Consider the following 26,228-nt stretch of genomic DNA (forward strand, 5'->3'; position numbering starts at 1 on the left):
AGCATTAGGTGGAGAAGGGAATAACTCTGAATCGTAACTTAGATATAAAATCTGTTTACAAGATAAGAGCCCCCTTCTCAAAAGTTTAGGCTGGACGGTATCATAGAAAGACCTCAATGGTTCTAATTCTGTATTCATAAGGTAAGCCTTACTTTTCATTTTAAATAGTAACGTATGGAGTTATATATGATCAACAACTTTCTTGGTATAGATGTTTCAAAAGAACGCTTTGATGTTTTTCTTTCGTTTATAAGTAAAAAAGGAAAACGTGAAGCTAGGAAAAGGAAATTTAAAAATGATGATACTGGATTTCAAGGTCTGCTGGACTTTCTACAAAAACATAACGTAGAAGAAGTAAAAGCTTGCATGGAATCCACCGGTTGTTATAGTGAAGCTTTAGCTGAATTCCTTTACAAGGCTGGATATTTTGTTAGTGTTGTAAACCCAGCTCGCATAAATTTTTATGCAAAAAGTAAGCTCGCACGGCAAAAGAATGACCAGTCTGATGCAGAGATTATTGCTGATTATTGTCAAAGACAAGAACCTACTCGTTGGACACCACCTTCTCCTGAAATGAAAAAATTAAAACATCTTTATCGTTGCTCGGTTGCGTTAAAAGACGAGTTAACATTAGTAAATAACCACTTAGAAAAAAAAGAGAGACTGCCTGAAGAAGTTGCAAATGCTTGGGAAGACCTTGCAATGAATATAACTCAAAAAATAGAAACAATAAAAAACTCCGTACGTGAACTATTAAATCAACACAAAGAATTGTTGGAAAATTTTCAACTTCTATTGACTATTCCAGGCATAGGAGAAGAATCAGCAATAGCTATTTTAGCTGAAGTTTCTGACATAGAGGCTTTTAGAGATGCCAGGCAATTGGCGGCGTATGCAGGTGTTATACCACGAAATATGACGTCAGGTTCCTCTGTATATGCCAAGCCTAAGCTAAGTAAATCAGGTTCACGGACATTGCGTAAGGCTCTTTATTTTCCTGCTATAGTAGCTAAAAATCACAACTCTATTATTAAAACTTACTGCGAAAGATTAAAGGAAAAAGGCAAGCATAATATGGCCGTTGTGGGAGCTGCAATGCGTAAATTACTCCATATAGTTTTTGGTGTTTTAAGTTCAAGGAAGGCTTTTAATCCAGATCATATCAAGAACTATAGAGTTAGGAGGTTTACTGAAGCTTAAAAGGAAACGTTCAAAAATGCGAGTTCTAGATTAAAAGGTTAAAGTTTATGATACTACTGTACAGAATTTATCTATTGCTTTTTGATTACATTCAATCATCGTTTGTGCTTCTTTTTTTAAACACTTGATATTTTCGTATGTTGTATTGTCCATCTCCGTTGATGCTACTTTTAGCTGCGATTGAATTCTGATATAGCTATTGTTAATAATCTGGTCTAACTGATAATTTACACAATCTAGTCCAGAGGCAAACATTACGTTTATCAATGGCTTAATCCAGGATATTTTGCCAAATCTTTTCGATCTGAGGTATTTAATGGAATGAGACGATCTGCCAGTACCGATGGAAAGAAGTACTACATCATCGTTAGGAAATAGCTTTCTGCTGCTTGCATAGCTACATGCTGCTGGATTATTGGCAAAAACTCCTCCATCTATTAATACCATTTCCTTTTGGTTGACTTTTAAATATTTAGGTGCAAAGTAAGTAGGTGCTGCAGTTGCTGCTCTCAATACATCCCTTAATTTAATAAAATTTCTATCCTCTTTCCAGCTTTTGAAGAAAAATGGGCAGTTATTGTGAATATCGTAACTCGTAATCAACACATTACTTAAAGTGTTTTTAAGGATATCATCGCCAAAATATTTATGAAGTACATACTCAATATTTTTACTGGGGTATTGTGCACCGTTAATCCAAGAAAATATTGATCTTCTTAGAAATGAAGACTTAAAAATATAAGGTCCGTACTCCTGATAAAGATTAACCAAGTCATCAGCTGAATATTGTAGCTTTCCTTTGCTATCTTTTTTACATAGTCCTGCTACAATAGTAGCACCAGTTGAGGTACCCACCAATAAATCAAAAATTTGAGAAATAGGTTTACCCGTTTTTTGCTCTATTCTGGATAATATCATTGCTGGAATAATCCCTCTTATTCCACCACCATCAATTGAGAGAATATATTTTGTCATTTGTACTAAACTTTAGATGTTTTTGAGTATCTTTATTACCTGGTTACTCAAAATTGCTGCTTGTTTTATAAGAGATAGATTCGCTGAACGTATAACTGATGCACTGCCTCTCACTAAGAAGGCACAGTAAAAAATTGGTGTAACTGTGTATAAGGTATCAGCCTAAATTAAAACTTTTTGTTATTTTTTATTCTTTTTAGCTAAATAATTTGTTGACAATAAAAACGGTATCTCCTCTTAATCCTTGATCGCCCTTTTCACCCTTTATACTTTTTTTTAAGTTTTTATTATTTGCAATTTCCTTCGGCAGGTCTTGAGTAACATAGTTATTAAGTGTTTTACCTTTTAATTCAGTTATAGGTGTATTAAACAGCGCTTTTCCGAATCTTTCTAGTTCACTTGATAATAAAATAGCTGCCACATTCTCGGGCTTTGCATCCATTCCAGGATTACCTTTTTCACCTTTAATGCCTGGAACACCTTTCTCACCCTTTGGACCTGGCCAACCATAACCTGGCTCACCTTTAGGACCTGGAAAACCGTCAATACCTCTCTCACCTTTTTGACCTGGAAAACCTTTTCCACCTGGAAGACCTGAATGATCTCTAAAGCCTGGCGACCCAGGCTCGCCCTGTCTACCTTTTTCACCTGGAAAACCTTCATGACCTCTTAGACCTTTATCACCTGGAGGACCTCGATAACCTGGAGGACCTCGATAACCTGGAAGTCTAGGCATTCCTTCTACTTGTTCTGTATGTCTTAATTGCTTAATTTGCTCTTTTAAATGTTGAACTTCTGCTTTTAAGTCTTCAAATTCTCTAGTATTCACCACATCAACCTCCAAAAAGTTACCAAAATTTTCTAAGTTATAATAATAAGGATATAAATCTAAGTTATGATCGTATTTATACCCAAAAGAATTAGGGTTTAACGAATAGAAGTTTTTGCATTCGCCATTTTCATCCGATATGCAACCAACATAATTGCTGCCTAACTTTTCTGTTGCGAAATAGCTATTTTTCACATTCAATCTCTTTATTTCATGAAAAGGAGATAATTTGAAATCATCACTTCTCCTATCGAATATTGGAACAACATTATTCAACATACCAACCTTACTACCAGTGGAGTTATGTATTTCAACGCTCTTATAAAATTTGTATTCATATTGTGATTCTTTAAAAACATTGTCTCCAGTTCGTATATCAAGTCTACTGCCAATAAGACTCATATTTTTACTACTTATTACATCTTTTGGATCTATTAAAACCTTACTACTTTCAAGTGGTTTAAATTTTATAGAACGTGTATCATAATCATATACATGAACATATTCACCATTCTTGCGGGATTGAGGTATAAAATCAATAGTAGCTATATTAATAATATTGCCATCATGGTAATAATAGTAATATTCACCTGAGTCAGTAACCAAAGCTAACTTGTTGTCATCTCCTACTTTTTCTAGCTTTAGTTGTAGTCCTTGCAATGAACTATTCAGCACCTTTTCTGTTCTACAGATATGGTCAATCACAATAAGGCGCTCACCTCTAGGCTCATCAATAATAACGTAAGATGTAGTAGGTAGACTAACTGTTGTTTCGCTATTTACTCTTACTTTAGTAGTTATCACATAACGAGCTGCGTTACTACAGTCTTTACCTGGGGCATCTTCCTTTTCTAGTTTAAAACGCATTTTCCCTTCCTTTGTGGTCTATGTTTTAGACACAGTTAATTTACAAACACTAATTATTGATTAATAATGGTGATATGTAAATATAGTTATAAAATAATTGTTACACTTGAATTTCTTCCTGGTTTCTGTTGTCATCATAACATTAAAAACACTTTAAGAAAGCTGCTTAGTTAAATTAACTTGGACAAGTAAATAGCAGTTTTGCAGCCTGTTTTTATGAATGAAGATAAAATGTTGTAGCCAAATGCGCTTTCAGCATTGTGCTGAATTGCAATATCTCTGTGTTCTAGCTCCTCATCGCGGAATTTACTTATAGTTTCTCTTAATTCCCCATCTTCTAAATGTGAAACTTGCTCTTTGTAGTGCTCCCCTATAACTTCTTCAACTGCAGCAGTGCAAGCCATAGCAGCTTTTTTGCCCATAATGGCAGTTGCAACGCCAAGTGACACTCCTAAAACACGCCAAACTGGCGACAAAACAGTAGGACGAACTTTTTGCTCTTTGATTTTCTCATTAAAATAGTGAAAATGCTTTTTTTCCTGCTCTTCCATTTCAATTATTTCATTGATTATAGAAGATTTTTTAAGAATAAATTTTTGACCAGAATAAATGCAAATAGCTCCATATTCCCCAGCATGATTTACTCTAATTGCCTGTTGCAAGAACTGATTGTTGCTGTACCTTAAATTATTTAGATTTCTTTCTTTCTCCACAATACACCTTACCTGATACGAACAGAGCTGCTATGAGATAAATTAAATTCCATGTTGCTAAGGAAACACCTAGAACATAATGAGGTCTGTCACAAGATGGAGAGTAATTAGGGTTTAGTAGATTATTTCTGAGCTCTTCTATACTAACGTTACCACTTGCTTGCTCTGTGCATCCTAAAATGTCATGAAATAAGTGGAGTTCAAGGCCTACATGATAAAAAGATATTACTGCACCTATGAGGTAGCTGCAAAACATTGCATAGATTAGAATTTTGTTGTCTTTAAGCATGCATACTACTGCAAGTAACCCTGCAACATAGTAAACTACCCGCTCGTATGTACATAACTTGCATGGCAGCATGTTGAAAAAATATTCTAGCACATATGCAAAAATTAGAGCAAAAGCACTTGATAGCAGAAAGATTGTAGGAATTCTGGAGTTATTACACACGACTTTAAGTAAATTATTATAAAGACCCCTGAAAGTATAAAGCAGAGTATTCATTTTGCATAGGGATTTTTATTTTTTTTCAAAAGTAATCTGACTGGCACACCATCTACGAAGAAATTTTTTCTAAGATCATTAATTAAATAGCGTTTATAACTTTCATCAACACTTTCAGGTATGTTACATATCAAAGAAAAAGCTGGAGGTTTAGTACCAATTTGAGCGATATACTTCATTTTAACTGCTTTACCTTTTACAAGCGGGTGAGAGTGCCTATCTAAAGCATCAATTAGCCACTTATTCAGTTTTGCAGTGCTGACTTTCTTGTTCAAAGATTCACTCACTTCAAGACACTTATCTATCACATCGCCGCAGCGCATGCCTTTCAATGCAGAAATTGTTACAGTTGGCACTTCCAAGAATAACCGAGTCACTTCCTGTTGTTTGACAAATTTTATTAACTTACTTCTGTCATCCTTACCTATTAAATCCCACTTATTTAAAACAACAATAATCCCTTTCCCTCCCTTAATTGCAGCTTCACCAATTGATAAATCCTGCTGCTCAATACCAACTAGGGAGTCTAGCATTAAAACTACCACATGAGAGCGCTTGATTGATTCTAAGCTTTTTTCAACAAATCTTGATTCTAAGTCATCTATAACATTCGCCTTTCTGCGGATTCCTGCAGTATCAATGAGAGTAATTAGCTCCCCATTATGATCATATACAATATCTACAGAATCACGTGTGGTGCCTGGCTCTGAATTCACTATTACTCTGTTTTCTGTAAGTAGGCTGTTTAAAAAAGTTGATTTTCCGACATTTGGGCGACCGATGATTGCAATTCTAAGTTTACTGGACTCACTGCCCAATAGATCAGTGTTTTCGTTCAAATTTTCAATAACACCAGCTAATACATCATAAAGATCAACCATACCAAGATTATGTTCGGCAGAGATATACACCGGGCCAAGAAAATCAAAAAACTGCAAATAATCAACATTTTCGGATTTATGACTCTCACATTTATTTGCTATGAGGATTACAGGTTTATTTATTTTTCTCTTCAGCCACTTTGCAAATTCTTTGTTTTGCTCATTTTGCACTTTTGCATCAACAAGAAAGAAAATTATATCTGCACTCAATAGAGAAAATTTTATTTGTTCAATAACTTGTAGTGAAAAATTAGTTTGGTCGTTCCATCCTCCTGTATCTATAACTTTAAACTCTAAATCGCTAATTCTGCCTATTCCTTCTCTTCTATCTCGTGTAACCCCTGGAATATTGCTGACCACCGCTGCTTTTCTTCCCACCAATCTATTAAAAAGAGTTGATTTACCAGCATTTGGTAGGCCTACTATAGCGATTTTTAGCATAATTTAAGAGCACCTTCTATACACAGTAAATTATAACCGAAATCTTGCAATTTAACTATTGACTTTGTAGGTTATATCAATATTCTCAAGTCAAGATATTTTATCTTAACTTTATTATGTGAAATGGAAGAGTTATGTTAGGGCTAGAGCAAATAGAAAGTGTAGGTAATGGAAAATTAGAACAACAAGGGTCACAAAACCATTCATATAAAGATATAAAGCGTCCAGAAAAGACGGGTGAATTCCTATTAAGTAGGACAGTATATAAAAAAATTGAGAGAGAGAAGCGGAAAAAGATCCTAAAGCAAGTAGAAGATATAGAAGAAAAATATAAAGTGCTTTCTGATAGTCAGACTGCGGGAAAAATGGTTGACGAATTACTAGAAATTGTAAAGCTTGCATATCAGGAGCAAATTATGTTTGGTATGCCGTATGGTTTGGTGCATGGTATACTATCTAATGAAGAAAAAGAACGAGCAGCAAAAGAAATATCACTGATAGGGCACTTGATAAAAAATATAGACCTAATCAAAAGACAAAATTTAAGCCTTGAAAATAGTGAAAAAGAAAAGTTGGATTCTCTTTGCTCAAAGATAACTGATTTAATTTCAACAGGCACGTATGTGAGTAAAGAAATCTTGGACTTGTGTTGCAACAATATACCAATAGATTCGGCTCTAGAAGAAAAGCGTAACAGCTACTTATTGAGCCTAGAGAAAGCTGTGTGTGACAGTATTGAAAATGACAAAAAAGAAGGAATTGTAGTAGAAAGAGATAATAAATTTTATTGTGTAAAATGTCCAGAAGAAAGTGTGATCACTCCTGCAAAGTTTATGAATTCTCCGGAATTTAAGGATTTAGAATATGGTGCATTGCTAATGGGAGAAGGAGATAATATAATTCGGACACGAAATGGGCAATATCGTGATATGAAAGGCAAAGTAAAAATGATCTTTAAAGTGGGTGATGATGAAAAAATTGAAATGACTTTATCTTCTATAAAAGATAATACATTAACTTTTGGTGCAATAACAGTACAGATGGATGATAAAAGTTGTGAAATCTTCTCAAAGTACCTAAAAGAGCTAGAAAAAGAACCTAGTATAAGCAAGGTTGTTGAAGCTGCTAAAAGTTTTGCACAAACGAAAAGCAGTAAAGTTAGTTTACCTTCTTCTGTTCTAGAAAACGTTAGTCAACCACAACATTCTCAAAGTAGTGGCCAGGAATTACCAGCGCATTAACAATTATCATACATACACTGTTGCATATAGCAATAGTGTATGTGTATAGTTAATAGGGTTTGTAAACTTAATAAAGTCTACAACTAATTTGAAAACTACTTTATTGTATGCAAGACTTTGAAATACTAGAAAATCTAAAAACCAAAGCACTAGAAGCTGAAAAAGGAGGCGGTTCTAACAGAATCAATAAACAACACGAAAAAGGGAAATTAACTGCTAGAGAAAGGCTCAGTGTATTACTCGATGAAAATTCGTTCGAAGAATACGATAAATTCGTGAAGCATCACGCAACTGATTTTGGCATGCAAAATGCTAATTTTTTAGGTGATGGAGTAGTGATTGGTCATGGTACTATTTATGGCAGAAAAGTTTTCGTTTACTCGCAAGATTTTACTGTCTTTGGTGGATCACTTGGTGCATCACATGCAAAAAAAATATGCAAAATTATGGATATGGCAATTAATGCCAGGGTTCCAATTATCGGACTAAATGATTCTGGTGGAGCCAGAATTCAAGAAGGAGTAAATTCTCTTGCTGGTTATGGAGAAATTTTCCAAAGAAACGTAAATGCATCGGGCGTTATACCACAAATCTCTTTAATTATGGGTCCATGTGCAGGAGGGGCTGTTTATTCTCCAGCATTAACTGACTTTACTTTCATGGTAAAGAATAGTTCATACATGTTTATAACCGGACCAGATGTAGTAAAAAAGGTTACCTATGAAGATGTAAGTTTCGAAGACCTCGGTGGAGCAAAAATTCATACAAGCAAAACAGGAGTGGCAGATTTTGCATTCAATAATGATGTTGAGATGCTACTCAAAATGCGTGAATTCCTTACCTTTTTACCAGCAAATAATCAAGAACCACCGAAATCTGTACCAACCTGTAATGATGTTAATGAGATTGATGAATCCTTAAACACTCTAGTTCCTACCAATCCTAACACTCCTTATGATATGTATGAACTCATTGAAAAAGTTTGTGATGAGAAGAAATTCTTTGAACTAAAACCTGATTTTGCTCGTAATATTATAATTGGTTTTAGTAGAATTGGAGGAAATACTGTTGGTATTGTTGCAAATCAACCTATGCACCTTGCAGGATGTTTGGATATTGATTCTTCAAGAAAAGCTGCAAGGTTTGTAAGATTCTGTGACGCATTTAACATTCCGATCATCACACTTATTGATGTTCCGGGGTTTTTACCTGGTACAAATCAAGAATACAATAATATAATACAACACGGAGCAAAGTTGCTTTACGCTTACGCTGAAGCGACTGTGCCGAAAATTAGCCTTATCACTAGAAAAGCATATGGTGGTGCATATATCGTTATGAACTCGAAACATTTAAAAGGTGACATAAATTATGCTTGGCCAACTGCTGAAATAGCTGTAATGGGCCCTGAAAGTGCAGTTGAAATTATATTTAGGCATGAAAAAGATCAGCAAACGTTAATCAAAGAATATAAAGAGAAATTTGCTAATCCATTTTTTGCTGCATCACATGGATACATTGATGACATTATAGTGCCAAGTAAAACAAGGCATCACTTTCACAAAGCATTAGAGCTATTCAAAAACAAGAAAGTAGAAAGGATATGGAAAAAGCATGACAACTTACCTCTGTAACTTTCTTTTAGGCCTTGCTTGCAAGTTATGCAATATTATAAGTGTAATCAGTGTGCCGTTACCAAGACTCGAACTTGGGACCTCGTCATTACCAATGACGTACTCTACCACCTGAGCTACAACGGCAAGTTTATATATTATGATAATGAATAATACAAAAAGGAATAAGGAAAAAGAAGAGGAGAAAAAAAGATTAGCGAAAGCTTTAAAGCAAAATATTTTGAAAAGAAAAAAGCAGCAACAGAGTAGACAAAGCAGACCCCTTTCAAAATTTGTTTGTGGTGAGGAATTTTTAGGAAGAAGCGCCGCAGAATACCCAAACGTATTTGAGGAAGCTTTAACGACAAAATTACCATCAGAAACTTAAGTTTTGAAGGAGGTATCATGCCAGAACTACCAGAAGTAGAAGTAATCTCTAACTTCTTGCTTGATAAAATTAAAAACAAGCAAATTAGTAATGTTATAGTTAATAATTGGAATTTACGTGCCCCAATAACAAAAAATATTGATGATATGCTAAAGGGCAAAGTCATACGCAACATCAAGCGTAGAGGTAAGTATACGATCTGGAATACAGATGGTAGTATGGCTGTAATCATACATCTTGGCATGAGCGGAAAGCTTATATATGCTGACCATGATCAAGTGCGGAATAAGCACGATCACGTGGTATTTTTATTTTCCGATAATACTTCAATAATCTTTAATGATCCAAGAAGATTTGGATTAGTTATTATTTTAAGCAAAGAACAAGAAATAAATTTTTTTGATGGTTTTGGAATAGAGCCCCTCACGGATGAATTCAGTGGAGACTATTTACAGGAGTTGCTGAAAAACAAAAAAGTGAATATCAAATCAGCATTAATGGACAATAAATTAATAGTTGGCGTAGGCAATATATATGCTTCTGAAAGTTTGTTTAGAGCCCGCATATCACCACTCAGGTCAGCAAAAGACTTGACCTATAGAGAGTGCGAAAAACTTGCTGCTGAAATAAAAAATACTCTGAGTGATGCAATTGCTGCAGGCGGTTCAACACTGAAAGATTATGCACAGCCATCTGGATCTGCTGGATACTTTCAAAATAACTTTTACGTATATGGTAAAGTTCAAAAACCTTGCAAAATCTGCAACAATATCATAACACTTATACGACAAAATGGCCGTAGCACTTATTTCTGCAACGTATGTCAGAATTAAGATTTTATTTTTGAATATGACATTTTTACCTGAAAAAGATCCGATTAACTTGTTTTCAAAGTGGTATGAAGAAGTACTTAATTCTCCGTGTAAACAACCAACTGCAATGACGCTAGCAACTTGTAGCAAAGACTGCATTCCATCTGCAAGAGTAGTATTACTAAAGGAATACAGCAAAGAAGGTTTTGTGTTCTTCACTAACATAAATAGTAGAAAAGGAAAAGAATTGACCGAGAACCCTAAAGCTGCATTAGTGTTTCACTGGATAGAATTTGCTAGGCAAGTGCGAATTGAAGGAGATGTTAAACTTCTAAACGATGAAAGAACTGACAAATACTTCTCTTCTCGAGCGCGCGATAGTCAAATTAGCGCATGGTGCTCAAAACAATCGAGCATTCTGAAAGATTGGCAAGATTTTGAGCAAGCTATAAAATTGAAGGAGAAAGAATTTTACAATACACAAGTTTCTCGTCCTAACTTTTGGGTGGGATTTTGCGTAATCCCAAAAGTAATTGAATTTTGGCAAGAAGGTGAATATAGGAGACACACTAGGTTTAGATATACTCTTATTAAAGAAAGCAATTGGAAAGTGGAACAATTGTATCCCTAGCTACATTCGTTATTGGAAAGCTGAAGGAAGGTATCCGTTCAGCAGAGTGGCAAAATAGGTAGACAAAGTGCTCTAAAAAGATAGTCATAGAGTAAATGTGAGCTTACAATAAATGGTGTCATCCCAGTGCCCAGACACTGGGATGGCTTTGTTGCATCGCTAGCTATGATGGATTAAAGATAAAAAAGATGGAGAATATCAGTAGCTTATTATTCTGGTATTTATAACAAGAACGGTCAGTGAATACCTAAATTTGAGTAAAAGAAATTTCACTACCACTCACTAATCCGGCTAAAATTCAAGAATTTCAATGCTTTAGCTATTTTCAATAGAATTAAGTTTATTAATATAAATAATAAATTACTATTCTTAAATTTGATCAGATTGATTGCAAAAAAACAAGATTTTCAATAGGTTGCTTATAATCCTAGCTATAGTTATACCAATTCCCACTATACAAAGAACAGATAGAAGATAATGGAAAAAAAGCTATACTAAAGTAAGTGAAATAGCGAGGTTTAAATGGCATTAAGGTCAAAACTATTAGACGAAAAAGTTGTAAATTTGGCGAAAGAAATGTTAAAAAAGGTCAGAAATAATGCATATGTTTCAAAAAAGTTACAAGCGGTAATAGCAGGAAAAGAAAGTAGTATAAGCGCTGTAGCAAGAATATGTAAAATTTCAAGGACTGCTTTGACTGAATGGATAAAGCATCTAAAATTTGGTAGAGTAGAAAAACTATTTGCCCCGTCTCAGCGGCGAAGAAAAAGCAAATTAAACAAAAATCAACGTAAGCAAATTGAAATATGGGTAGAAAAAAATCCAAATATTACTATTAAGGAAGTGCGAATAAAAATCTCAGAGGAATTTGACCTAAACATCGGTAAATCAACAGTGCACCGTGAGATACAAAGGATGAAATTTTCTTACATAACACCAAGGCCAATGCACCATAAACAAGATAAAAACAAGCAAGAAGAGTTTAAAAAATACTTCAATAAAATAGTCAATTCCCACCCTGAAAAGGAGGTATTTTTTTGATGAATCACGATTTGGAACTCATTCAAAAATCGGACACGGATGGTTCAAAAAAGGGATCAGAACGCAGGTTAAAATAAAAATCGGTAGACAAAATTTCTATATCTACAGTGCGGTAAATCCAAGAAGCGGTAAGGAAATTAGCCTACTTGCTCCATATGTAAACACTGATTGTATGAATATATTTCTGGAGCAGATGTCGAAAGATTTAGGCACGAAAGAAGCCTTTCTTGTAATGGATTGTGCAAGTTGGCATAGATCAAAAAGTTTGAAATTTCAGGAAAACATTACCATTATATACTTGCCTCCTTATTCACCTGAACTGAATCCTGTTGAGAGGTTGTGGCAATATATCAAACACAATACTTTACGCAACAGAGTCTACGATACCATAGGCTTACTTGAAGATGTTGTGTGTAATTTTATTGTCAGTATTTCCAGCACTACTATTAAACGAGTTTGTAATGTTTCTTATTTGTTCGATTAGTAATGGAATTTGGTATTAGCCTTTCATAAGTAGCGATGCAACAAAGCCCACTGGGATCCAGAAAAATTGACTGTAAACAGGCACACTATACAACATTTTCGATCAAAAGCTGGATCCCAGTGTCTGGGCACTGGGATGACAAGAAAGGGAACACTGGAATTTTTGTTTCAGTATTTGTACATTAGCCATGCACCTGAACAGATACGAAGGAAGTTAGTGGCGGTCACATACTCTTTCATCACAATGATAAAGAAGCTTACCTTTATCTCTGACGTATTTTAAAGGAATTTTGGGATTATTGATGTCTTTACCACCGGTGTCATGCCATTTCTTTTCCCATGTAATATAATATGGCTCAAGGTCTTGCGGCGTTAATTTATATATTTCTTTCAGCTCTATTCCTTCGTAAATAGCAAATATCCAATCCACCTTTCGGTATTTTGCAATTATTGTCGGATTCATATGATGATGAGTAGAAAAGCTTTTTGTAAGAAGAGCATTTACTGATTTAAGCTCATATTCATTACCATACTCATCAATGGCATCATTTCCCTCGCGTGCTGGAAGAATAGTGAGTCCAGTTAGTAATAAGACTTGTAGGATTTTCCCGCCGTTATCCTGAAAGATATCATTTATACCATGCTTAACAGCAAACTCCTGATACTTCCGTATATGAGGAAATATATCTTTCAGACATTTTCTGTCTTGATCCTGATTTAGAAGTGCAGTAGGTTCAACACCAAGGGCATCTGCTATGCGCTCAACATTATCTATAGAGATATTTCTCTCACCACGTTCAACGGAGCCTATATATGTTCTGTGTAATTCACATAAATCAGCAAGAGTTTCTTGGGAAAGCCCTTTTATATTTCTTATCTTTCGTATATTCTGGGAAAGAAGTAACCGCAAAGATTGTTTTTTTATTTTTGTCATCTTTGTAAGATAATAGTTGACAATTATAAGTCTACAGACTATAAGTATCTTTCATATGGCACATATATTGGAAAAATTTAAATTTAATAATAAACCCACATATACTACAGACAGGGGAGCTGCATATTGTGGAGACTCTCTTAACCTATTGCCGCAATTACCAGATAATAGCTTAGATCTCGTAATCACCAGTCCACCGTTTGCTTTGCAAAGAAAAAAAGAATACGGAAATGAATCCCAAGCCGAATATGTTGCCTGGCTTAGTCAATTTGCAAAATTAGTACATAGCAAACTCAAAGATACAGGCAGTTTTGTACTTGATCTAGGTGGGGCTTATGAAAAAGGCGTGCCATCCAGAAGTTTATATAATTTTAGAGTGCTTATACATTTCTGTGATGACATAGGCTTCTTCCTTGCAGAAGATTTCTATTGGTATAATCCTTCTAAGTTGCCAAGTCCAATTGAATGGGTAAATAAGAGAAAAATCAGAGCAAAAGATTCTGTTAATACAGTATGGTGGTTCAGCAAAACTGAGTGGCCTAAAGCAGATGTCACAAAGGTGCTAGTGGAATACAGTGGCCGCATGAAAAAACTTATCGAGAACCCAAAGGCTTATTATACTCCAAAAGAACGACCATCAGGACATAATATTGGTAGTAGCTTTGGTAAAGATAATGGAGGAGCTATTCCATCAAATCTTTTGCAGATTCCCAATTCAGAATCTAACAGCCAGTATCTTGCTGCATGTAAAGAACTAGGTGTAGAAGAGCATCCAGCTCGATTCCCTGCTAAATTACCTCAATTTTTTATTCGGTTTCTAACACAACCGGGAGATGTTGTTTTAGATATTTTTGCTGGTTCTAACACAACAGGTTTTGTATGTGAGCAAGAAAACCGTTACTGGTTAGCATTTGAAGAAAATAGAGAATATCTTGCTGCATCTGCTTTTAGGTTCTTAAAAAAAGAATGCTCAAAAGAAACTATTTATCAACGCATTGTTCATGGTGAAGAGCAAGTGTTAAAGGCTAAGCAGTCTGTATTGGATCTTAAGTTCACTCAGCAGTCATTAGTAGTTTAGTTATGCTCTTTGTTCATGGTTTTCCCGTTTTTAGCAATAATTTTTTATATAAGCATTTTTGTTGCCTATCCTCAACACTTTCCACATTAGCGTCACTATAGCTGACCTAAGCAAGGTTTCCCTACGTCATACTGCGATTCATTCGCGGTATCTCTAGATCCCGCTAACAAGCAGCGGGATTATCTTCATGCCGCCACGAACCGTCATACCGCCGCGGCGCTAACAAGAGATCCCGCTACACGTAGCGGGATACTATCTACACCGTCATACCGCGATTCATTCGCGGTATCTCTCAACATAGATCCTGCTAACAAGCAGCGGGATGACAGTAGTCCTACGTCATACCGCGATTCATTCGCGGTATCTCATCCGCTAACAAGTAGCGGGATACTTGACCTTTACAGGGATGACGGTTGTCGGTAGGCCTAAATTACTTTAGCTACAAACATTAAGAAATTTACCAAATGAAAAAAAAGGCAAAAGAAGCCCTAGTCACTGTCTATTTTCTGTATTGGCGTTTTTTAAGTCTTAAACACTGCAATTTAGCTGCTTTTAAGTGCAACTCACCTTATCTTAAATGTTTAAGAAATTTACTAAGCAGAAAAAAAAGGCAAAAGAAACCCCGTGTTAGCTAGTTGTCACTCTCTAATCCTGCAAATCGGCGTTCTATACTGTCTTAAACGACTTATAAGCGCGTTTCAGCTTGTGTAGGTAAAAACCCAGAAATGTTGTGAAGACATAAGGTGCACATAGTGCAAAAAATTAAAAATAAGACGCCAACTACGTTGTTTTTTGCTGTTTAATCTGCACAGATGAAGATAACTGAATACCTTCAGTATCATGATAAGGGGACTGGGGGAATTTGTCAAGTAGTTTCTACCTGAAACCACAATATTCGCACAGTTGGAAAATGGTTGCGGGAGTAGGATTTGAACCTACGGCCTTCAGGTTATGAGCCTGACGAGCTACCGAGCTGCTCCATCCCGCGTCGTTGTTTATTTAGCTATTATACTTGCAATTATAGGATATACAAGGATAAAATCCGCTATGGGTCGTATATTAGTATATTTATTAACTTTTTTTGACATAATAGTGAGCTATATACGTCATAACCTACGTAATGAAAAATATAACTTGATACTGTGGTTTCCTGTGTGTCAGTGTGTAGGGATTTTAACCTATTTTTCCCTAAGTTTTGAACCAAGCTGCATTTTCACTATATCTATTTTTCTTTTGCTTCCACCTACACTAACTCTGATTGCGATACTGCACAAAAGGTACACAATACTATGCATTGCTTTAATTGCAGTGCTCATAGGATTTACAGCTAGTAAATTAAGAACAGCTTTAGTTGATACTCAAATTCTTGATAAAGAGAGATACGTAAAAGATATAATTGCCACAGTGAAGGACATTAATGACAGGGGCTCATACAAACAATTTCTGCTTTCTGTCTCTACTATCTCAAAATCCTCTCCTGTCATCCCAGCACCCCCTTTTGTCATCCCAGCACCCCCTTTTGTCATCCCAGCACCCCCTTTTGTCATCCCAGTACTTGATACTGGGATGGCTTTGTTGCATCGCTACTTATGAAAGGCTAACTATAGCTAGGATTATAAGCAACCTATTGAAAATCTTGTTTTTTTGCAATCAATCTGATCAAATTTAAGAATAGTAATTTATTATTTATATTAATAAACTTAATTCTATTGAAAATAGCTAAAGCATTGAAATTCTTGAATTTTAGCCGGATTAGTGAGTGGTAGTGAAATTTCTTTTACTCAAATTTAGGTATTCACTGACCGTTCTTGTTATAAATACCAGAATAATAAGCTACTGATATTCTCCATCTTTTTTATCTTTAATCCATCATAGCTAGCGATGCAACAAAGCCTACTGGGATCCAGAAAAAAAAGATATGGATTCCAGCGTTACGCGCTGGAATGACACCGGATAGAGCTCTAGATAACATCAGAATATCAGTTAGAACCAAAGTGGAAAAAGGCATTAAAATAGGCGATCAAGTAAAATTATCAGCAAAACTCTTCCCTCTAAAGATTGCACCTTCGGAGCATGCATATGATTTTGCAAGAATAGCATATTATCAGAAAATAAGTGCAACAGGTTTTGCAACAAGCAAAATAGCTTTGCACAAAAAGGCTGAAGCAAGGAAATTTCAAGAATATATAGAATCTTTCCGTCAATACATTTATGAAAACCTGCAGCAAAATATTAAAAAACCACATGCAGACATAATTTCTGCATTACTAATCGGCAAAAAGGACGGAATAGACCAAAAAACTATGGATGCGATAAGAGATTCAGGTATAGCACATTTGTTTGCCATATCTGGTTTGCATTTATCATTTGTTGCTGGCCTGTTTTTTATAGTGTTTCGTAATTTATTCGCAATATCTGAAACTTTGACTCTTAAGTATAACACCAAGAAAATATCTGCATTCCTTACTATCTTGCCAACCACGTTTTATTTGTTGATTACCGGTATGCAAATTTCTGCTCAGCGTGCCTACATCATGGTGATTTTAGTACTCGTTGCAATAATGATAGAGAGAAAATATCGAGGGTTAATAGCAATTGCGTTTGCTGCTGCAGTGATACTCTCAGTAGAACCAGAAGCAATTTTAAAGCCAGGCTTTCAGATGTCATTTTCTGCGGTTTTGGCACTGGTTGCCAGTTATCAAATTAATGCTAATAAATTGTTCAAAATAAAAATAATGAAATATTTTGTGTCGATAATGATCAGCTCAGTAATAGCAAGTTTAGCAACTGTTCCGTACACGATATACAATTTTAATTATTTTTCAATTAGTGGTATTATCACAAATTTAGTTGCTATACCAATAGTTACGTTAATTATTATTCCACTTGGAATAATTTATGTCTTATTGATTCCTTTAGGTATTGAATGGATTATAGCGCCATTTATAGAGCGCCCAATTGACAGTATCTTGTATCTTGAAAAAAGCATCTGGTGTTTTAAGCTTAAGCATTAGGTGGAGAAGGGAATAACTTTGAAGATTATCTTAGATATAAAATCTGTTAGCAAGACAAGAGTTCCCTTCTCAAAAGTACAGGCTGGACGGTATCATAGAAAGACCTAAATGGTTCTAATTCTGTATTCACAAGGTAAGCCTTACTTTTCATTTTTAATAGTAGTATATGGAGTTACATATGATCAACAACTTTTTAGGTATAGATGTTTCAAAAGAACACTTTGATGTTTCTCTCTCATTTATAAGTAAAAAAGGAAAACGTGAAACTAGAAAACGGAAGTTTAAAAACGATGATACAGGGTTTCAAGGTTTGCTGAACTTTCTACAAAAACATAATGTAGAAGAAGTAAAAGCTTGCATGGAATTCACGGGTTGTTATAGCGAGGCTTTAGCTGAATTTCTATACAATGCTGGACATTTTGTTAGTGTTGTAAACCCAGCTTGCATAAGATTTTATGCAAAAAGTAAGCTTACACGACAAAAAAATGATCAGATTGATGCAGAGATTATTGCAGATTATTGTCAAAAACAGGAACCTTCCCGTTGGATGCCACCATCTCCTAAAAAGAAAAAATTAAAACATCTTTATCGTTGCTCAGATGCGTTAAAAAATGAGTTAACATTAGTAAATAATCATTTAGAAAAAAAAGAGAGACTATCTGAAGAAGTTGTAAATGCTTGGGAAAGCCTTGCAATGCACATAGAACAATCAATAGAAACAATAAAAACTCCATACGTGAACTATTAAAACAACACAAAGATTTGTTGGAGGACTTTCAACTCCTATTAACTATTCCAGGAATAGGAGAAGAATCAGCAATAGCTATTTTAGCTGAAATTCCTGATATAAAAGCCTTTATAAATGCCAGGCAATTGGCAGCATACGCTGGAACTATACCACGAAATATAACATCAGGCTCATCTGTACATGCCAAGCCCAGATTAAGTAAAACCGGTTTACAAACATTACGTAAGGCAATGTATTTTCCTGCTATAGTAGCTAAGAATCACAATCCTATTGTTATGACTTTTTGCGAAAAATTAAAAGAAAAAGGCAAGCATGCTATGTCTATAGTTGGTGCTGCAATGCGTAAGTTACTTCATATAGTCTTTGGTGTTTTAAGTTCAAGAAAGGCTTTTGACCCAGATCATATCAAGAACTACAGAGCTAGAAGGTTGAATAAAGGTTTAGTACTTTAAAATTAAAAAATGCTTCCAATCTATATTAATTACAAAAGACTTTAGAATTTTATTTTTTAGGAGTGTAAACTTATGCAAACAATAATACTCAATAATCCAATAACAGTTAATGGGGTTTCTGTTGCAGAGCTAACTATTAGGCGTCCAAAAGTTAGGGATTATTTGGCAATTGAACGCTTAAATGGTAGTGACTTGAGTAAGGAAATCACCCTAACTGCAAATTTAACATCGGTTACGAAGGAAACTATAGAAGAGTTGGATATTGCAGACTATGCTAAAGTACAAGAAGTGCTAAAGGATTTTTTTTCACCGATTATACAAAAAACTTGAGATCGAAAGTACTTGCACTCAGCTCTGTCACGGGTGGTGGAATTGAGCAAATACTCAATATGGAGATGGATGAGTTTATTCTATGGTGTAAAGCAACAAAGGAAGTTAAATGTTAATCTTGAATTTTCTTGCTGATTAACAAAATGGTATCTGAAGTTTAAAATCAAAAAATGCTCTTATCGCATCTTATGTGGAATAGTACCTTACACAAATTTATTAAATGTTGTTGGTTAGTGTATAACGCTATACAGGATGTGGGTTGGAAGTATTTTTTGATTACGGTACAGTTTGAATAATTTTTTTATTGACTCACAAGACGGTATCTAGCTATTGAGAGACTTAATGGTAGTGATCTGAGTAAGGAAGTAACTTTGACTGCCAATCTAACATCAGTTGCAAAAGAAGCAATTGAAGAGTTGGATATTGCTGATTATGTAAAAGTGCAAGAAGTATTAAAGGATTTTTTTTCACCAATTATCCAAAAAACTTGAGATTAGAAATACTAGTGCTTGGCTCTATCATAGGTGGTGGAGTTGAGCACATTCTTGATATGGAGATTAGTGAATTTATTTCATGGAGCAAATTAGCAAGGGAGCTTAAATGTCAACGTTATCTATAAAAATCGGAGCTGTTTTAGATGGCAGTTTTAATACTGTAATAAAGGGCAGTAGTAATCAACTTACTTATCTTGGTGAGAACATAAGGAAGCTTGACTCATCTTTAAAATCAGTATCAAAATTTAAGCAGTTGGGTCATGATGTTTTGACTAGCAGGAGGTCGTGGAAGGGCTTTGAAGATCAAGTAAAATCTTTAGCTAAACAAATGAAGGCAATAGAGAAACCGAGCAAAACCTTAAAAGCAGAATTTGACAAGGCCAAAACCTCCGCAATAAAAGCAAAAGAAGCATATTTGAAAAAGAGAGATGCTTTGCATTCATTTAATGAAGAAGTAAGAAAAAGTGGAAGAAATATTAAGTCATTAGTAAGTGATCAATATAAACTTGGTTCTTCTATTGAAGTGCTAAAAGGTAAGTATGGTAAGCTTGGGTCTGCAATACGTAGTCACCAAAGTTTTTTAGCAAGCAAAGCACATTTTAAGTCACAAATTATAGAGACTATTGGGCTAGGGCTAACGCTTGCAGCGCCAATTAAAGTTGCTGTTGATTTTGAATCGGCTATGGCTGATGTAAAGAAAGTAGTAAAATTTGTGCAAAATGACACTAAAGATGAAGCATTAAAGTTTGCTAAAGAGTTAAAGAAATTATCTCGGGAGATACCCTTGTCAGCTGCAGAATTAGCACAAATAGCTGCAAGTGGTGGTCAGCTTGGTATTGACAAAAATGATCTTATAAAGTTTACAACAGTAGTTGCCAAAATGACCACAGCGTTTGATATGTCGGCAGAAGAAGCTGGTAATGCTATTGCGAAAATATCCAACGTCTATGGAATTAAAGTTGATGGTATGGAAAATGTAGGTAACATAATAAACCATCTCTCAGACAATACCGCTGCTAAAGCACAAGAAGTGGTTCTTACATTAAATAGAATTGGTGGTAATGCTAAACAGTTTGGTTTAGAAGTTGATCAAGCAAGTAGCTTAGCAAGTACGTTCATAAGTTTAGGTAAACAACCTGAAAAAGCAGCAACTGCTATAAATAACTTTCTTAGTAAACTACAGACTGCAAGAGAGCAAAGTCCTGAATTTCACGATGCATTAGATGAGATGGGAACAAGTATAGAAGAGCTCGAACAAACCATTAAAAAAAATCCTCAAGAGGCAATATTACAATTCCTTGAAACTTTAAAAAGAATAGACGATCAAGAGCGTGCCGGTATTCTTATGAATCTATTTGGCGCTGGGTTTCAAGATGACATTGCTCTTTTAGTAGGAAGCTTAGACATTTATAAGAAAGCTATTGAACAGGTAGCTGATAAAGGAAAGTACCGCTCCTCAATGCAGAAAGAATTTGAAAATCGGGCAAACACTACAGCTAATAAATTACAATTACTTAAAAATGCAGTATTTGAAGCTGGCATGAATCTAGGGTCAGTGATGTTGCCTACTTTAAATTATGTAGCTGGAAGTTTGAAAGCAATAACAGAGCGTATAGCTTCTTTTGCAGAAAAATATCCAACTTTAACTACGGTAATCATGAGTACTTTAGCAGCTTTGATAAGTTTGAAAGTCTTAGTAGTGGGAGTAGGCTATGGAATTACTTTATTAGGAAGTACAATTTTTGGTCTTAAAGCAACGATATTGGCAACATTTTCATTTTTATCAGCTATAGTTTTTCCTGCAGTAATAACAGGGCTAAGAGCAATAACACTCGCTGTAATGACTAACCCAATCGGACTTTTAATAGCGAGTCTTGTTGCTGGTGCAGCTTATGTTCTAACTAACTGGCAAAAAGTGAAAGACTTTTTCTCTAGCTTTTGGAAATCACTCATTGAACCTATAGGAAAAGCTTTTTCATGGATGGGAAATACAGTTAGTAGCATATTTGCTGAGAATAACCCGATTAGAAAATTTGAAAATAATGGAAATTTTGTTAATAAGCTTTCTAAAAATAGCATTTTCAGTAACGGAAACCCATTGACAAGTAATAGTGCTATTAAACAATTTTCAGAAAATAGTAAAGGCAATTTTGAGAGTTTTAAAGTTAAAGGTGTTATAGAAGAAAAAAGAGCTATAGAACAAGAAGAAGTTGAGAAAGCATTCAAGAAAAGTAGATATGAAAATAGGGAATCTAAAGTATATAACCAAGCATTCTATCAAACGTTTAATATCAACATTAAATCTGAAGATGTGCGCAGTGTTGCTGATGCAGTAATAGAACGATTTAGAGAACAAGCACGTGGGGCACTTTTTGACATAGTTGAAGAGTTACATTGATGTTGCTTGGAAAATGTAAGCTTGAACCAACAAGCCTAAGATACAGTAAAGAAGAAAGGTGGTATACAATTGAATGTATTGAAAAAACGTCGCTACAAAACATTGGTTCAGGAATTGAATGTATTGATCTAACAGGAGTGATTTATTCACGTTATCAGAGTAATGGCTTAGAACAGCTAAAAAATATACGTGATACTCAAGAACCACACGTTCTGGTTGATAATTCAGGAAATATACTTGGGAATTTTGTTATTATTAATGTAGAAGAAAAACAGATATTATTTTTTCCTGATGGAAAACCAAGAAAAGTTGAGTTTATTTTGAAGTTAAAAAGTTACAGCAAGTGATTTATTATTACACTAAAGAAAACGAAATGTTAGATGAAATTTGCTGGAAACATTATGGATACAGTAGTGAAGCAGTGGAGGAAGTATTGCTTGAAAATCCAGGACTTGCAGAACATGGAAGTTTTTTGCCCGCTGGATTGAGAATTAAGCTTCCTAAAATTCAAAAAATACCGAAAGAATCTGTTATAAACATTTTAGATGAATGACACCAGATTTTGATATAGTAGCAAAAAATAACCCAGTAACAGAGCTTTTAAAAAAGAGTTTAATATTACTACGTGTCACTGATGGATGGCTTTGTTGCATCGCTACTTATGAAAGGCTAACTATAGCTAGGATTATAAGCAACCTATTGAAAATCTTGTTTTTTTGCAATCAATCTGATCAAATTTAAGAATAGTAATTTATTATTTATATTAATAAACTTAATTCTATTGAAAATAGCTAAAGCATTGAAATTCTTGAATTTTAGCCGGATTAGTGAGTGGTAGTGAAATTTCTTTTACTCAAATTTAGGTATTCACTGACCGTTCTTGTTATAAATACCAGAATAATAAGCTACTGATATTCTCCATCTTTTTTATCTTTAATCCATCATAGCTAGCGATGCAACAAAGCCCTGATGGATCAGGTACTACAAGTGACGAAGCTGAGATATGTATTAATTATAGTTCTAGCGCTTTAGAACTTAAGGGTAATTTACAGGTTTTTCTAGGATATAAAGAAACAGGTTTATTACCTATGGGGGTATATAAGGCAAATCAAATTACAATACAAAGTCCACCACAAACTTTAAGAATAAAATGTGACGCTGCAAGTTTAAGAGGATCATTAAAGGAAAGAAAATCAAAGGAATGGAAAGACATTACCTTGGGAGATTTGATTAAAGAAATAGCACAAGAACATGGGTATGAAGGTAAAGTCGCTGAAAGATTTGAAAATATATTTATACCACATACCATTCAAGCAGATGAAAGCGACATGAGTTTTTTGGAAGGATTAGGCAAAAAATATGATGCACTAGTAAAACCAGCAGGAGGATATATAATTTTTATTCCGAAGGGAGAAGCAAGATCAGCGACTGGAAAGATGTTAGGTACAACAGTATTAACACCTAAAGATATTATAAATTGGGAGGTAAATTTTAATGTGCGTAACAAATATGGATCTGTTATTGCAAAATGGCACAGTTATGAAAAGGGAGAAACTATAGAAGAGAAAGTGGGAAATGAGGGTCCAAGTTATACCCTGCAAACGCTTTACTCTACCGCAGAATCAGCAATTAGTGCAGCAGCAGCTAAGTTAAAACAACTAAAACGTAGTACATCAAATTTAAATGTAACTGTTCCTGGTAATCCAGAATTATTTGCAGAAGCTAAGATCAGCCTTTCAGGATTTTGTCAGGAAATTGAAGGTGAATGGGTAATTAGCAAGGCAGAACATATTCTGAATAATAGAGGATATCAAACTATAGTAGAGGCAACAGTGAGCAAAGCTGTTTAAGTGAAACTTAAGCAAATGGTCATTTAATTCCAAATAAATATATAATACATGAACATAAATTCGATCATATATAAAAATAGACTAATTTTATTAATAGCACTAGCAGTATGTATTGTAATCGTATGTATTTCCTTATCTGAAAAGAGATATAAAGATAGCATTACTAAATTAGAGATTGCATCTGAAACTTGTGACCTAGAAAATATCGAGCTCTTGATACAAAATAATGTAAATATTGGCGAAAAAGCATTGCATTATGCTGCAGAAAAAGGATGTTTAGAAATTATAAAATTTTTAGTAGAAAAGGATGTTGATATAAATACTGCCAATAAATTTAAGCGAACAGCACTACATTATGCTGCAGATAATGGACATTTAGAAATTGTCAAATTCTTATTAGATAAAGGATCAAATCCTATAGCTACAGATCGAGATGGAAGAAGACCAAGAGATATGGCTGTAGTGGAATTGCGATATGATAAAAACAAAGGCAAAACATATAGAGAAATCATAAAGCTACTTGCTAAAGCAGAGGATCAATACGAATCAACAAAAAGTAATCACTAAAGCTGTAAGTTTTCTATAATCTATACATAAATTTCTAAAACTATCCATAACAAGTTAATATTTTCACATGAAAAAGCAAAAAATCCCAATAGCGTTAATAATAACAATAGTTCTACAGACTGTAGGATTCATATGGTGGTTGTCCAAGCTAGACTCAAGGGTACAGCTTCACGATAAACTTATTGAATATGGTTTAATGGAAAAAGTGTTAGTACTTGAGGAAAGGGTAAAAAATCTTTCTGAGGAATTAGATGAATTCAAAGATAACTTAAAGTCTGGTGTATAATGCTTAGACTGCGATTGGCGATTTTTCCAATTTTTGACGTATTGTTCAACTAGTGGAGAATCTCCTGTTATGATCAGTAGGTTTTCAGCATTTCTTTGCTGAGCGGCATCTGAAAAGTTAAATGATCCGGTTATGATTTTTTGCTCATCAATAATAATTACCTTGCTATGAGCAATAGCGGGTTTAAAATCAATCCATATCGGGATTTTGTGCTCAAATAATTCGTTAATTACACTATGTTTTGAACTAGTTTGTGATTCATCTAGAATAACCTTAATATCAACTCCACGCTTTTTAGCTTGAACCAAGGATTCAGCAATAGGCTTTGAGGTAAATTGGTATGCCTGAACCAACACGGATTTTTTAGCATGATCCACAGAATCAATTATTAGATTGGTGCAATTTTCCCCAGGAGTGAAACATACAGTAGTAGTTGGACAAGAAACACAACCTGATAAAAGTGAGCAAGTTAATAGAACTAATAAATATCTAATCATGACTAAATACATCCTTTCAGTTGACGGAGGAGGCATAAGGGGCATAATACCAGCCATTATTCTAGCAGAAATAGAAAAAAGAACAAGAAGAACTATAGCTGAAATCTTTCACTTAATGGCAGGAACCTCAACTGGTGGAATTGTTGTAGCAGGATTATGTAAAAAAGATAAACCTCAATATTCTGCTAATGATTTAGTCGAGTTCTATCGGGAATATGGACCATATATTTTTAAATCTTCATTTTTGAGAAGATCAATATTTTCTTGGCTTAATTGCACACAATACCCACATAAAAATATTGAATCTGTACTGGATAAATATTTTGGAGAGGATATTCTAAAAAACACATTAAGTAAGGTACTGATAACAAGTTATGATATTCACAATAATCGTCCATTTTTCTTTAAAAGCTGGAAAGAAGGTAATATTAAGCTGAAAGATGCACTCAGAGCTGCAACGGCTGCACCCACTTATTTCATACCAAAACATCTAAAAATTGATCAGATAGACAGAGTATTAGTGGATGGAGGGATATTTGCCAATAATCCAGCGGCTTGTGCATATGCAAGTGGTAAGAAATTGTTTCCTAATGATGATATTCTACTGTTATCGATAGGTACTGGCAGAACAGATAGAAGCATAGAGTATGCCAATTCAAAGAGATTTGGAAAAATAGGCTGGATAAAACCTTTGTTAAATGTGATGTTTGCCTCTGGATTGGACTGCGTAAATTATCAGATGAATCAAGTAATAGGCAATAGATACGTAAGAATACAATCGCAATTGAAGCTAGCGTCGGCTGACATGGATAACATTACATCAAAAAATATCAAATTTCTTCAACAGGAGGCAAAGGCAATGATAGAGGACAATCAGAAAGTGATAGAAAAATTCTGTATAGAAATATAAAATATATAACTACTTTTACTTATATCTTAATATATTATTTCTCAGTAGCC

General features: G+C 34.6%; 26 protein-coding genes, 2 tRNA genes and 3 pseudogenes. 22 read left to right on the top strand and 9 right to left on the bottom strand.

Going from position 1 to position 26,228, the window contains the following annotated elements; genetic code table 11:
- The first annotated feature begins 186 nt into the window (after positions 1-186).
- Positions 187-1,200: an IS110 family RNA-guided transposase gene (locus OOK92_RS04825; RefSeq protein ID WP_264735395.1), complete on the top strand. Its 1,014-nt coding sequence runs from the start codon at positions 187-189 to the stop codon at positions 1,198-1,200.
- Between the two features lie 45 nt (positions 1,201-1,245).
- Here OOK92_RS04825 and OOK92_RS04830 read toward each other — a convergent pair whose 3' ends face one another.
- The 5 genes from OOK92_RS04830 to der form a co-directional block, all read right to left on the bottom strand.
- Positions 1,246-2,175, bottom strand: a complete 930-nt coding sequence (locus OOK92_RS04830) for a patatin-like phospholipase family protein (protein ID WP_264735396.1) — start codon at positions 2,173-2,175, stop codon at positions 1,246-1,248.
- Positions 2,176-2,371: 196 nt separating this feature from the next.
- Positions 2,372-3,871 carry a collagen-like triple helix repeat-containing protein gene (locus tag OOK92_RS04835; RefSeq protein ID WP_264735397.1) on the bottom strand — a complete coding sequence of 500 codons (1,500 nt, stop codon included), beginning with the start codon at positions 3,869-3,871 and terminating at the stop codon, positions 2,372-2,374.
- 170 nt (positions 3,872-4,041) lie between these two features.
- Entirely contained in the window at positions 4,042-4,584 is a 543-nt protein-coding gene (locus tag OOK92_RS04840; RefSeq protein WP_264735398.1) for a demethoxyubiquinone hydroxylase family protein, read from the bottom strand.
- Positions 4,559-5,089 (bottom strand): disulfide bond formation protein B, encoded by a 531-nt coding sequence (locus OOK92_RS04845; protein WP_264735399.1) that lies wholly within the window; start codon positions 5,087-5,089, stop codon positions 4,559-4,561. The genes OOK92_RS04840 and OOK92_RS04845 overlap by 26 nt, the downstream gene beginning before the upstream one ends.
- Complete coding sequence (gene der, locus OOK92_RS04850; protein WP_264735400.1) at positions 5,086-6,411, bottom strand: ribosome biogenesis GTPase Der; 1,326 nt, start codon at positions 6,409-6,411, stop codon at positions 5,086-5,088. Before der ends, OOK92_RS04845 begins: the two co-directional genes overlap by 4 nt.
- Before the next feature lie 134 nt (positions 6,412-6,545).
- Between der and OOK92_RS04855 the strand changes: the two genes are divergently transcribed.
- Both OOK92_RS04855 and OOK92_RS04860 read left to right on the top strand, forming a co-directional pair.
- Entirely contained in the window at positions 6,546-7,652 is a 1,107-nt protein-coding gene (locus OOK92_RS04855) for a hypothetical protein (protein ID WP_264735401.1), read from the top strand.
- Positions 7,653-7,759: 107 nt separating this feature from the next.
- Positions 7,760-9,286, top strand: a complete 1,527-nt coding sequence (locus OOK92_RS04860; protein WP_264735402.1) for an acyl-CoA carboxylase subunit beta — start codon at positions 7,760-7,762, stop codon at positions 9,284-9,286.
- 53 nt (positions 9,287-9,339) lie between these two features.
- Here the strand turns inward: OOK92_RS04860 and OOK92_RS04865 are convergent.
- A tRNA-Thr gene (locus tag OOK92_RS04865) sits at positions 9,340-9,412 on the bottom strand.
- A 19-nt stretch (positions 9,413-9,431) separates the two neighbouring features.
- Here OOK92_RS04865 and OOK92_RS04870 point away from each other — a divergent pair.
- From OOK92_RS04870 to OOK92_RS04890, 5 genes are all read left to right on the top strand, one after another.
- Complete coding sequence (locus OOK92_RS04870) at positions 9,432-9,653, top strand: hypothetical protein (protein WP_264735403.1); 222 nt, start codon at positions 9,432-9,434, stop codon at positions 9,651-9,653.
- Between the two features lie 17 nt (positions 9,654-9,670).
- Complete coding sequence (gene mutM, locus OOK92_RS04875) at positions 9,671-10,486, top strand: bifunctional DNA-formamidopyrimidine glycosylase/DNA-(apurinic or apyrimidinic site) lyase (RefSeq protein WP_253309550.1); 816 nt, start codon at positions 9,671-9,673, stop codon at positions 10,484-10,486.
- A gap of 16 nt (positions 10,487-10,502) precedes the next feature.
- Positions 10,503-11,096: a pyridoxamine 5'-phosphate oxidase gene (gene pdxH, locus OOK92_RS04880; RefSeq protein WP_264735404.1), complete on the top strand. Its 594-nt coding sequence runs from the start codon at positions 10,503-10,505 to the stop codon at positions 11,094-11,096.
- Positions 11,097-11,618: 522 nt separating this feature from the next.
- A protein-coding gene (locus OOK92_RS04885) for an IS630 family transposase (RefSeq protein WP_264735405.1) occupies positions 11,619-12,621 on the top strand; the annotation gives its coding sequence in 2 pieces (ribosomal slippage) (positions 11,619-12,128 and positions 12,130-12,621; 1,002 coding nt in all).
- Between the two features lie 35 nt (positions 12,622-12,656).
- Complete coding sequence (locus OOK92_RS04890; protein ID WP_264735406.1) at positions 12,657-12,806, top strand: hypothetical protein; 150 nt, start codon at positions 12,657-12,659, stop codon at positions 12,804-12,806.
- A 28-nt stretch (positions 12,807-12,834) separates the two neighbouring features.
- Here OOK92_RS04890 and OOK92_RS04895 read toward each other — a convergent pair whose 3' ends face one another.
- Positions 12,835-13,554: a helix-turn-helix domain-containing protein gene (locus OOK92_RS04895; protein ID WP_264735407.1), complete on the bottom strand. Its 720-nt coding sequence runs from the start codon at positions 13,552-13,554 to the stop codon at positions 12,835-12,837.
- Between the two features lie 55 nt (positions 13,555-13,609).
- Here OOK92_RS04895 and OOK92_RS04900 point away from each other — a divergent pair, with 55 nt between their 5' ends.
- Positions 13,610-14,632: a DNA-methyltransferase gene (locus OOK92_RS04900; RefSeq protein ID WP_264735408.1), complete on the top strand. Its 1,023-nt coding sequence runs from the start codon at positions 13,610-13,612 to the stop codon at positions 14,630-14,632.
- A 911-nt stretch (positions 14,633-15,543) separates the two neighbouring features.
- Here the strand turns inward: OOK92_RS04900 and OOK92_RS04905 are convergent.
- Positions 15,544-15,620 (bottom strand) — tRNA-Met (locus OOK92_RS04905).
- A 429-nt stretch (positions 15,621-16,049) separates the two neighbouring features.
- Here OOK92_RS04905 and OOK92_RS04910 point away from each other — a divergent pair.
- The 12 genes and pseudogenes from OOK92_RS04910 to OOK92_RS04965 all read left to right on the top strand — a co-directional run bounded on the left by OOK92_RS04910 (position 16,050) and on the right by OOK92_RS04965 (position 24,771).
- Positions 16,050-16,301, top strand: a complete 252-nt coding sequence (locus OOK92_RS04910) for a hypothetical protein (RefSeq protein ID WP_264735409.1) — start codon at positions 16,050-16,052, stop codon at positions 16,299-16,301.
- Positions 16,302-16,533: 232 nt separating this feature from the next.
- Positions 16,534-17,622: pseudogene (locus OOK92_RS04915) on the top strand (ComEC/Rec2 family competence protein); the annotation flags it as partial.
- 202 nt (positions 17,623-17,824) lie between these two features.
- Positions 17,825-18,846: pseudogene (locus OOK92_RS04920) on the top strand (IS110 family RNA-guided transposase).
- 72 nt (positions 18,847-18,918) lie between these two features.
- Complete coding sequence (locus OOK92_RS04925; protein WP_264735410.1) at positions 18,919-19,176, top strand: phage tail assembly protein; 258 nt, start codon at positions 18,919-18,921, stop codon at positions 19,174-19,176.
- Positions 19,177-19,547: 371 nt separating this feature from the next.
- On the top strand, positions 19,548-19,667 hold the full coding sequence (locus OOK92_RS04930) for a phage tail assembly protein (RefSeq protein WP_264735354.1): 120 nt from the start codon (positions 19,548-19,550) through the stop codon (positions 19,665-19,667).
- 109 nt (positions 19,668-19,776) lie between these two features.
- Positions 19,777-22,068, top strand: coding sequence for a phage tail tape measure protein (locus OOK92_RS04935; RefSeq protein ID WP_264735411.1), 2,292 nt, complete (start codon positions 19,777-19,779; stop codon positions 22,066-22,068).
- Positions 22,068-22,415 carry a phage tail protein gene (locus OOK92_RS04940; protein ID WP_264735412.1) on the top strand — a complete coding sequence of 116 codons (348 nt, stop codon included), beginning with the start codon at positions 22,068-22,070 and terminating at the stop codon, positions 22,413-22,415. Before OOK92_RS04935 ends, OOK92_RS04940 begins: the two co-directional genes overlap by 1 nt.
- A gap of 26 nt (positions 22,416-22,441) precedes the next feature.
- The gene (locus tag OOK92_RS04945; RefSeq protein ID WP_264735413.1) at positions 22,442-22,621 is read left to right on the top strand and encodes a tail protein X; all 180 of its coding nucleotides are present in this window, start codon (positions 22,442-22,444) and stop codon (positions 22,619-22,621) included.
- The gene (locus tag OOK92_RS04950; RefSeq protein WP_264735414.1) at positions 22,618-22,809 is read left to right on the top strand and encodes a hypothetical protein; all 192 of its coding nucleotides are present in this window, start codon (positions 22,618-22,620) and stop codon (positions 22,807-22,809) included. Before OOK92_RS04945 ends, OOK92_RS04950 begins: the two co-directional genes overlap by 4 nt.
- 212 nt (positions 22,810-23,021) lie before the next feature.
- Positions 23,022-23,918, top strand: coding sequence for a phage late control D family protein (locus tag OOK92_RS04955; RefSeq protein ID WP_264735415.1), 897 nt, complete (start codon positions 23,022-23,024; stop codon positions 23,916-23,918).
- 48 nt (positions 23,919-23,966) lie between these two features.
- Positions 23,967-24,485, top strand: a complete 519-nt coding sequence (locus OOK92_RS04960; protein ID WP_262986489.1) for an ankyrin repeat domain-containing protein — start codon at positions 23,967-23,969, stop codon at positions 24,483-24,485.
- Positions 24,486-24,552: 67 nt separating this feature from the next.
- A complete protein-coding gene (locus OOK92_RS04965; protein WP_264735416.1) occupies positions 24,553-24,771 on the top strand; it encodes a hypothetical protein in 219 nt (72 codons plus the stop codon).
- Here the strand turns inward: OOK92_RS04965 and OOK92_RS04970 are convergent.
- A pseudogene (locus tag OOK92_RS04970) lies at positions 24,762-25,280 on the bottom strand (phospholipase D family nuclease); the annotation flags it as partial. The gene OOK92_RS04965 and the pseudogene OOK92_RS04970 overlap by 10 nt on opposite strands.
- On the opposite strand from OOK92_RS04970, the gene OOK92_RS04975 reads away from it, so the two are divergent.
- On the top strand, positions 25,267-26,178 hold the full coding sequence (locus tag OOK92_RS04975; RefSeq protein WP_264735417.1) for a patatin-like phospholipase family protein: 912 nt from the start codon (positions 25,267-25,269) through the stop codon (positions 26,176-26,178). The pseudogene OOK92_RS04970 and the gene OOK92_RS04975 overlap by 14 nt on opposite strands.
- Positions 26,179-26,228 lie beyond the last annotated feature (50 nt).

This window comes from Wolbachia endosymbiont (group A) of Rhinocyllus conicus (assembly GCF_947250775.1).
In the GTDB taxonomy this organism is placed as follows: domain Bacteria; phylum Pseudomonadota; class Alphaproteobacteria; order Rickettsiales; family Anaplasmataceae; genus Wolbachia.

Bases quoted from the DNA above. Each gene is read 5' to 3' on its own strand.
- OOK92_RS04870 (WP_264735403.1), top strand. From the start codon at position 9,432: ATGAATAATACAAAAAGGAATAAGGAAAAAGAAGAGGAGAAAAAAAGA.
- OOK92_RS04855 (WP_264735401.1), top strand. From the start codon at position 6,546: ATGTTAGGGCTAGAGCAAATAGAAAGTGTAGGTAATGGAAAATTAGAA.
- OOK92_RS04900 (WP_264735408.1), top strand. From the start codon at position 13,610: ATGGCACATATATTGGAAAAATTTAAATTTAATAATAAACCCACATAT.
- mutM (WP_253309550.1), top strand. From the start codon at position 9,671: ATGCCAGAACTACCAGAAGTAGAAGTAATCTCTAACTTCTTGCTTGAT.
- OOK92_RS04895 (WP_264735407.1), bottom strand. From the start codon at position 13,554: ATGACAAAAATAAAAAAACAATCTTTGCGGTTACTTCTTTCCCAGAAT.
- OOK92_RS04975 (WP_264735417.1), top strand. From the start codon at position 25,267: ATGACTAAATACATCCTTTCAGTTGACGGAGGAGGCATAAGGGGCATA.
- OOK92_RS04835 (WP_264735397.1), bottom strand. From the start codon at position 3,871: ATGCGTTTTAAACTAGAAAAGGAAGATGCCCCAGGTAAAGACTGTAGT.
- OOK92_RS04945 (WP_264735413.1), top strand. From the start codon at position 22,442: ATGTTAGATGAAATTTGCTGGAAACATTATGGATACAGTAGTGAAGCA.
- OOK92_RS04860 (WP_264735402.1), top strand. From the start codon at position 7,760: ATGCAAGACTTTGAAATACTAGAAAATCTAAAAACCAAAGCACTAGAA.
- OOK92_RS04940 (WP_264735412.1), top strand. From the start codon at position 22,068: ATGTTGCTTGGAAAATGTAAGCTTGAACCAACAAGCCTAAGATACAGT.
- OOK92_RS04965 (WP_264735416.1), top strand. From the start codon at position 24,553: ATGAAAAAGCAAAAAATCCCAATAGCGTTAATAATAACAATAGTTCTA.
- OOK92_RS04910 (WP_264735409.1), top strand. From the start codon at position 16,050: ATGACAGGGGCTCATACAAACAATTTCTGCTTTCTGTCTCTACTATCT.
- pdxH (WP_264735404.1), top strand. From the start codon at position 10,503: ATGACATTTTTACCTGAAAAAGATCCGATTAACTTGTTTTCAAAGTGG.
- OOK92_RS04825 (WP_264735395.1), top strand. From the start codon at position 187: ATGATCAACAACTTTCTTGGTATAGATGTTTCAAAAGAACGCTTTGAT.
- OOK92_RS04845 (WP_264735399.1), bottom strand. From the start codon at position 5,089: ATGAATACTCTGCTTTATACTTTCAGGGGTCTTTATAATAATTTACTT.
- OOK92_RS04960 (WP_262986489.1), top strand. From the start codon at position 23,967: ATGAACATAAATTCGATCATATATAAAAATAGACTAATTTTATTAATA.
- OOK92_RS04935 (WP_264735411.1), top strand. From the start codon at position 19,777: ATGTCAACGTTATCTATAAAAATCGGAGCTGTTTTAGATGGCAGTTTT.
- OOK92_RS04955 (WP_264735415.1), top strand. From the start codon at position 23,022: ATGCAACAAAGCCCTGATGGATCAGGTACTACAAGTGACGAAGCTGAG.
- OOK92_RS04830 (WP_264735396.1), bottom strand. From the start codon at position 2,175: ATGACAAAATATATTCTCTCAATTGATGGTGGTGGAATAAGAGGGATT.
- der (WP_264735400.1), bottom strand. From the start codon at position 6,411: ATGCTAAAAATCGCTATAGTAGGCCTACCAAATGCTGGTAAATCAACT.
- OOK92_RS04925 (WP_264735410.1), top strand. From the start codon at position 18,919: ATGCAAACAATAATACTCAATAATCCAATAACAGTTAATGGGGTTTCT.
- OOK92_RS04890 (WP_264735406.1), top strand. From the start codon at position 12,657: ATGCAACAAAGCCCACTGGGATCCAGAAAAATTGACTGTAAACAGGCA.
- OOK92_RS04950 (WP_264735414.1), top strand. From the start codon at position 22,618: ATGACACCAGATTTTGATATAGTAGCAAAAAATAACCCAGTAACAGAG.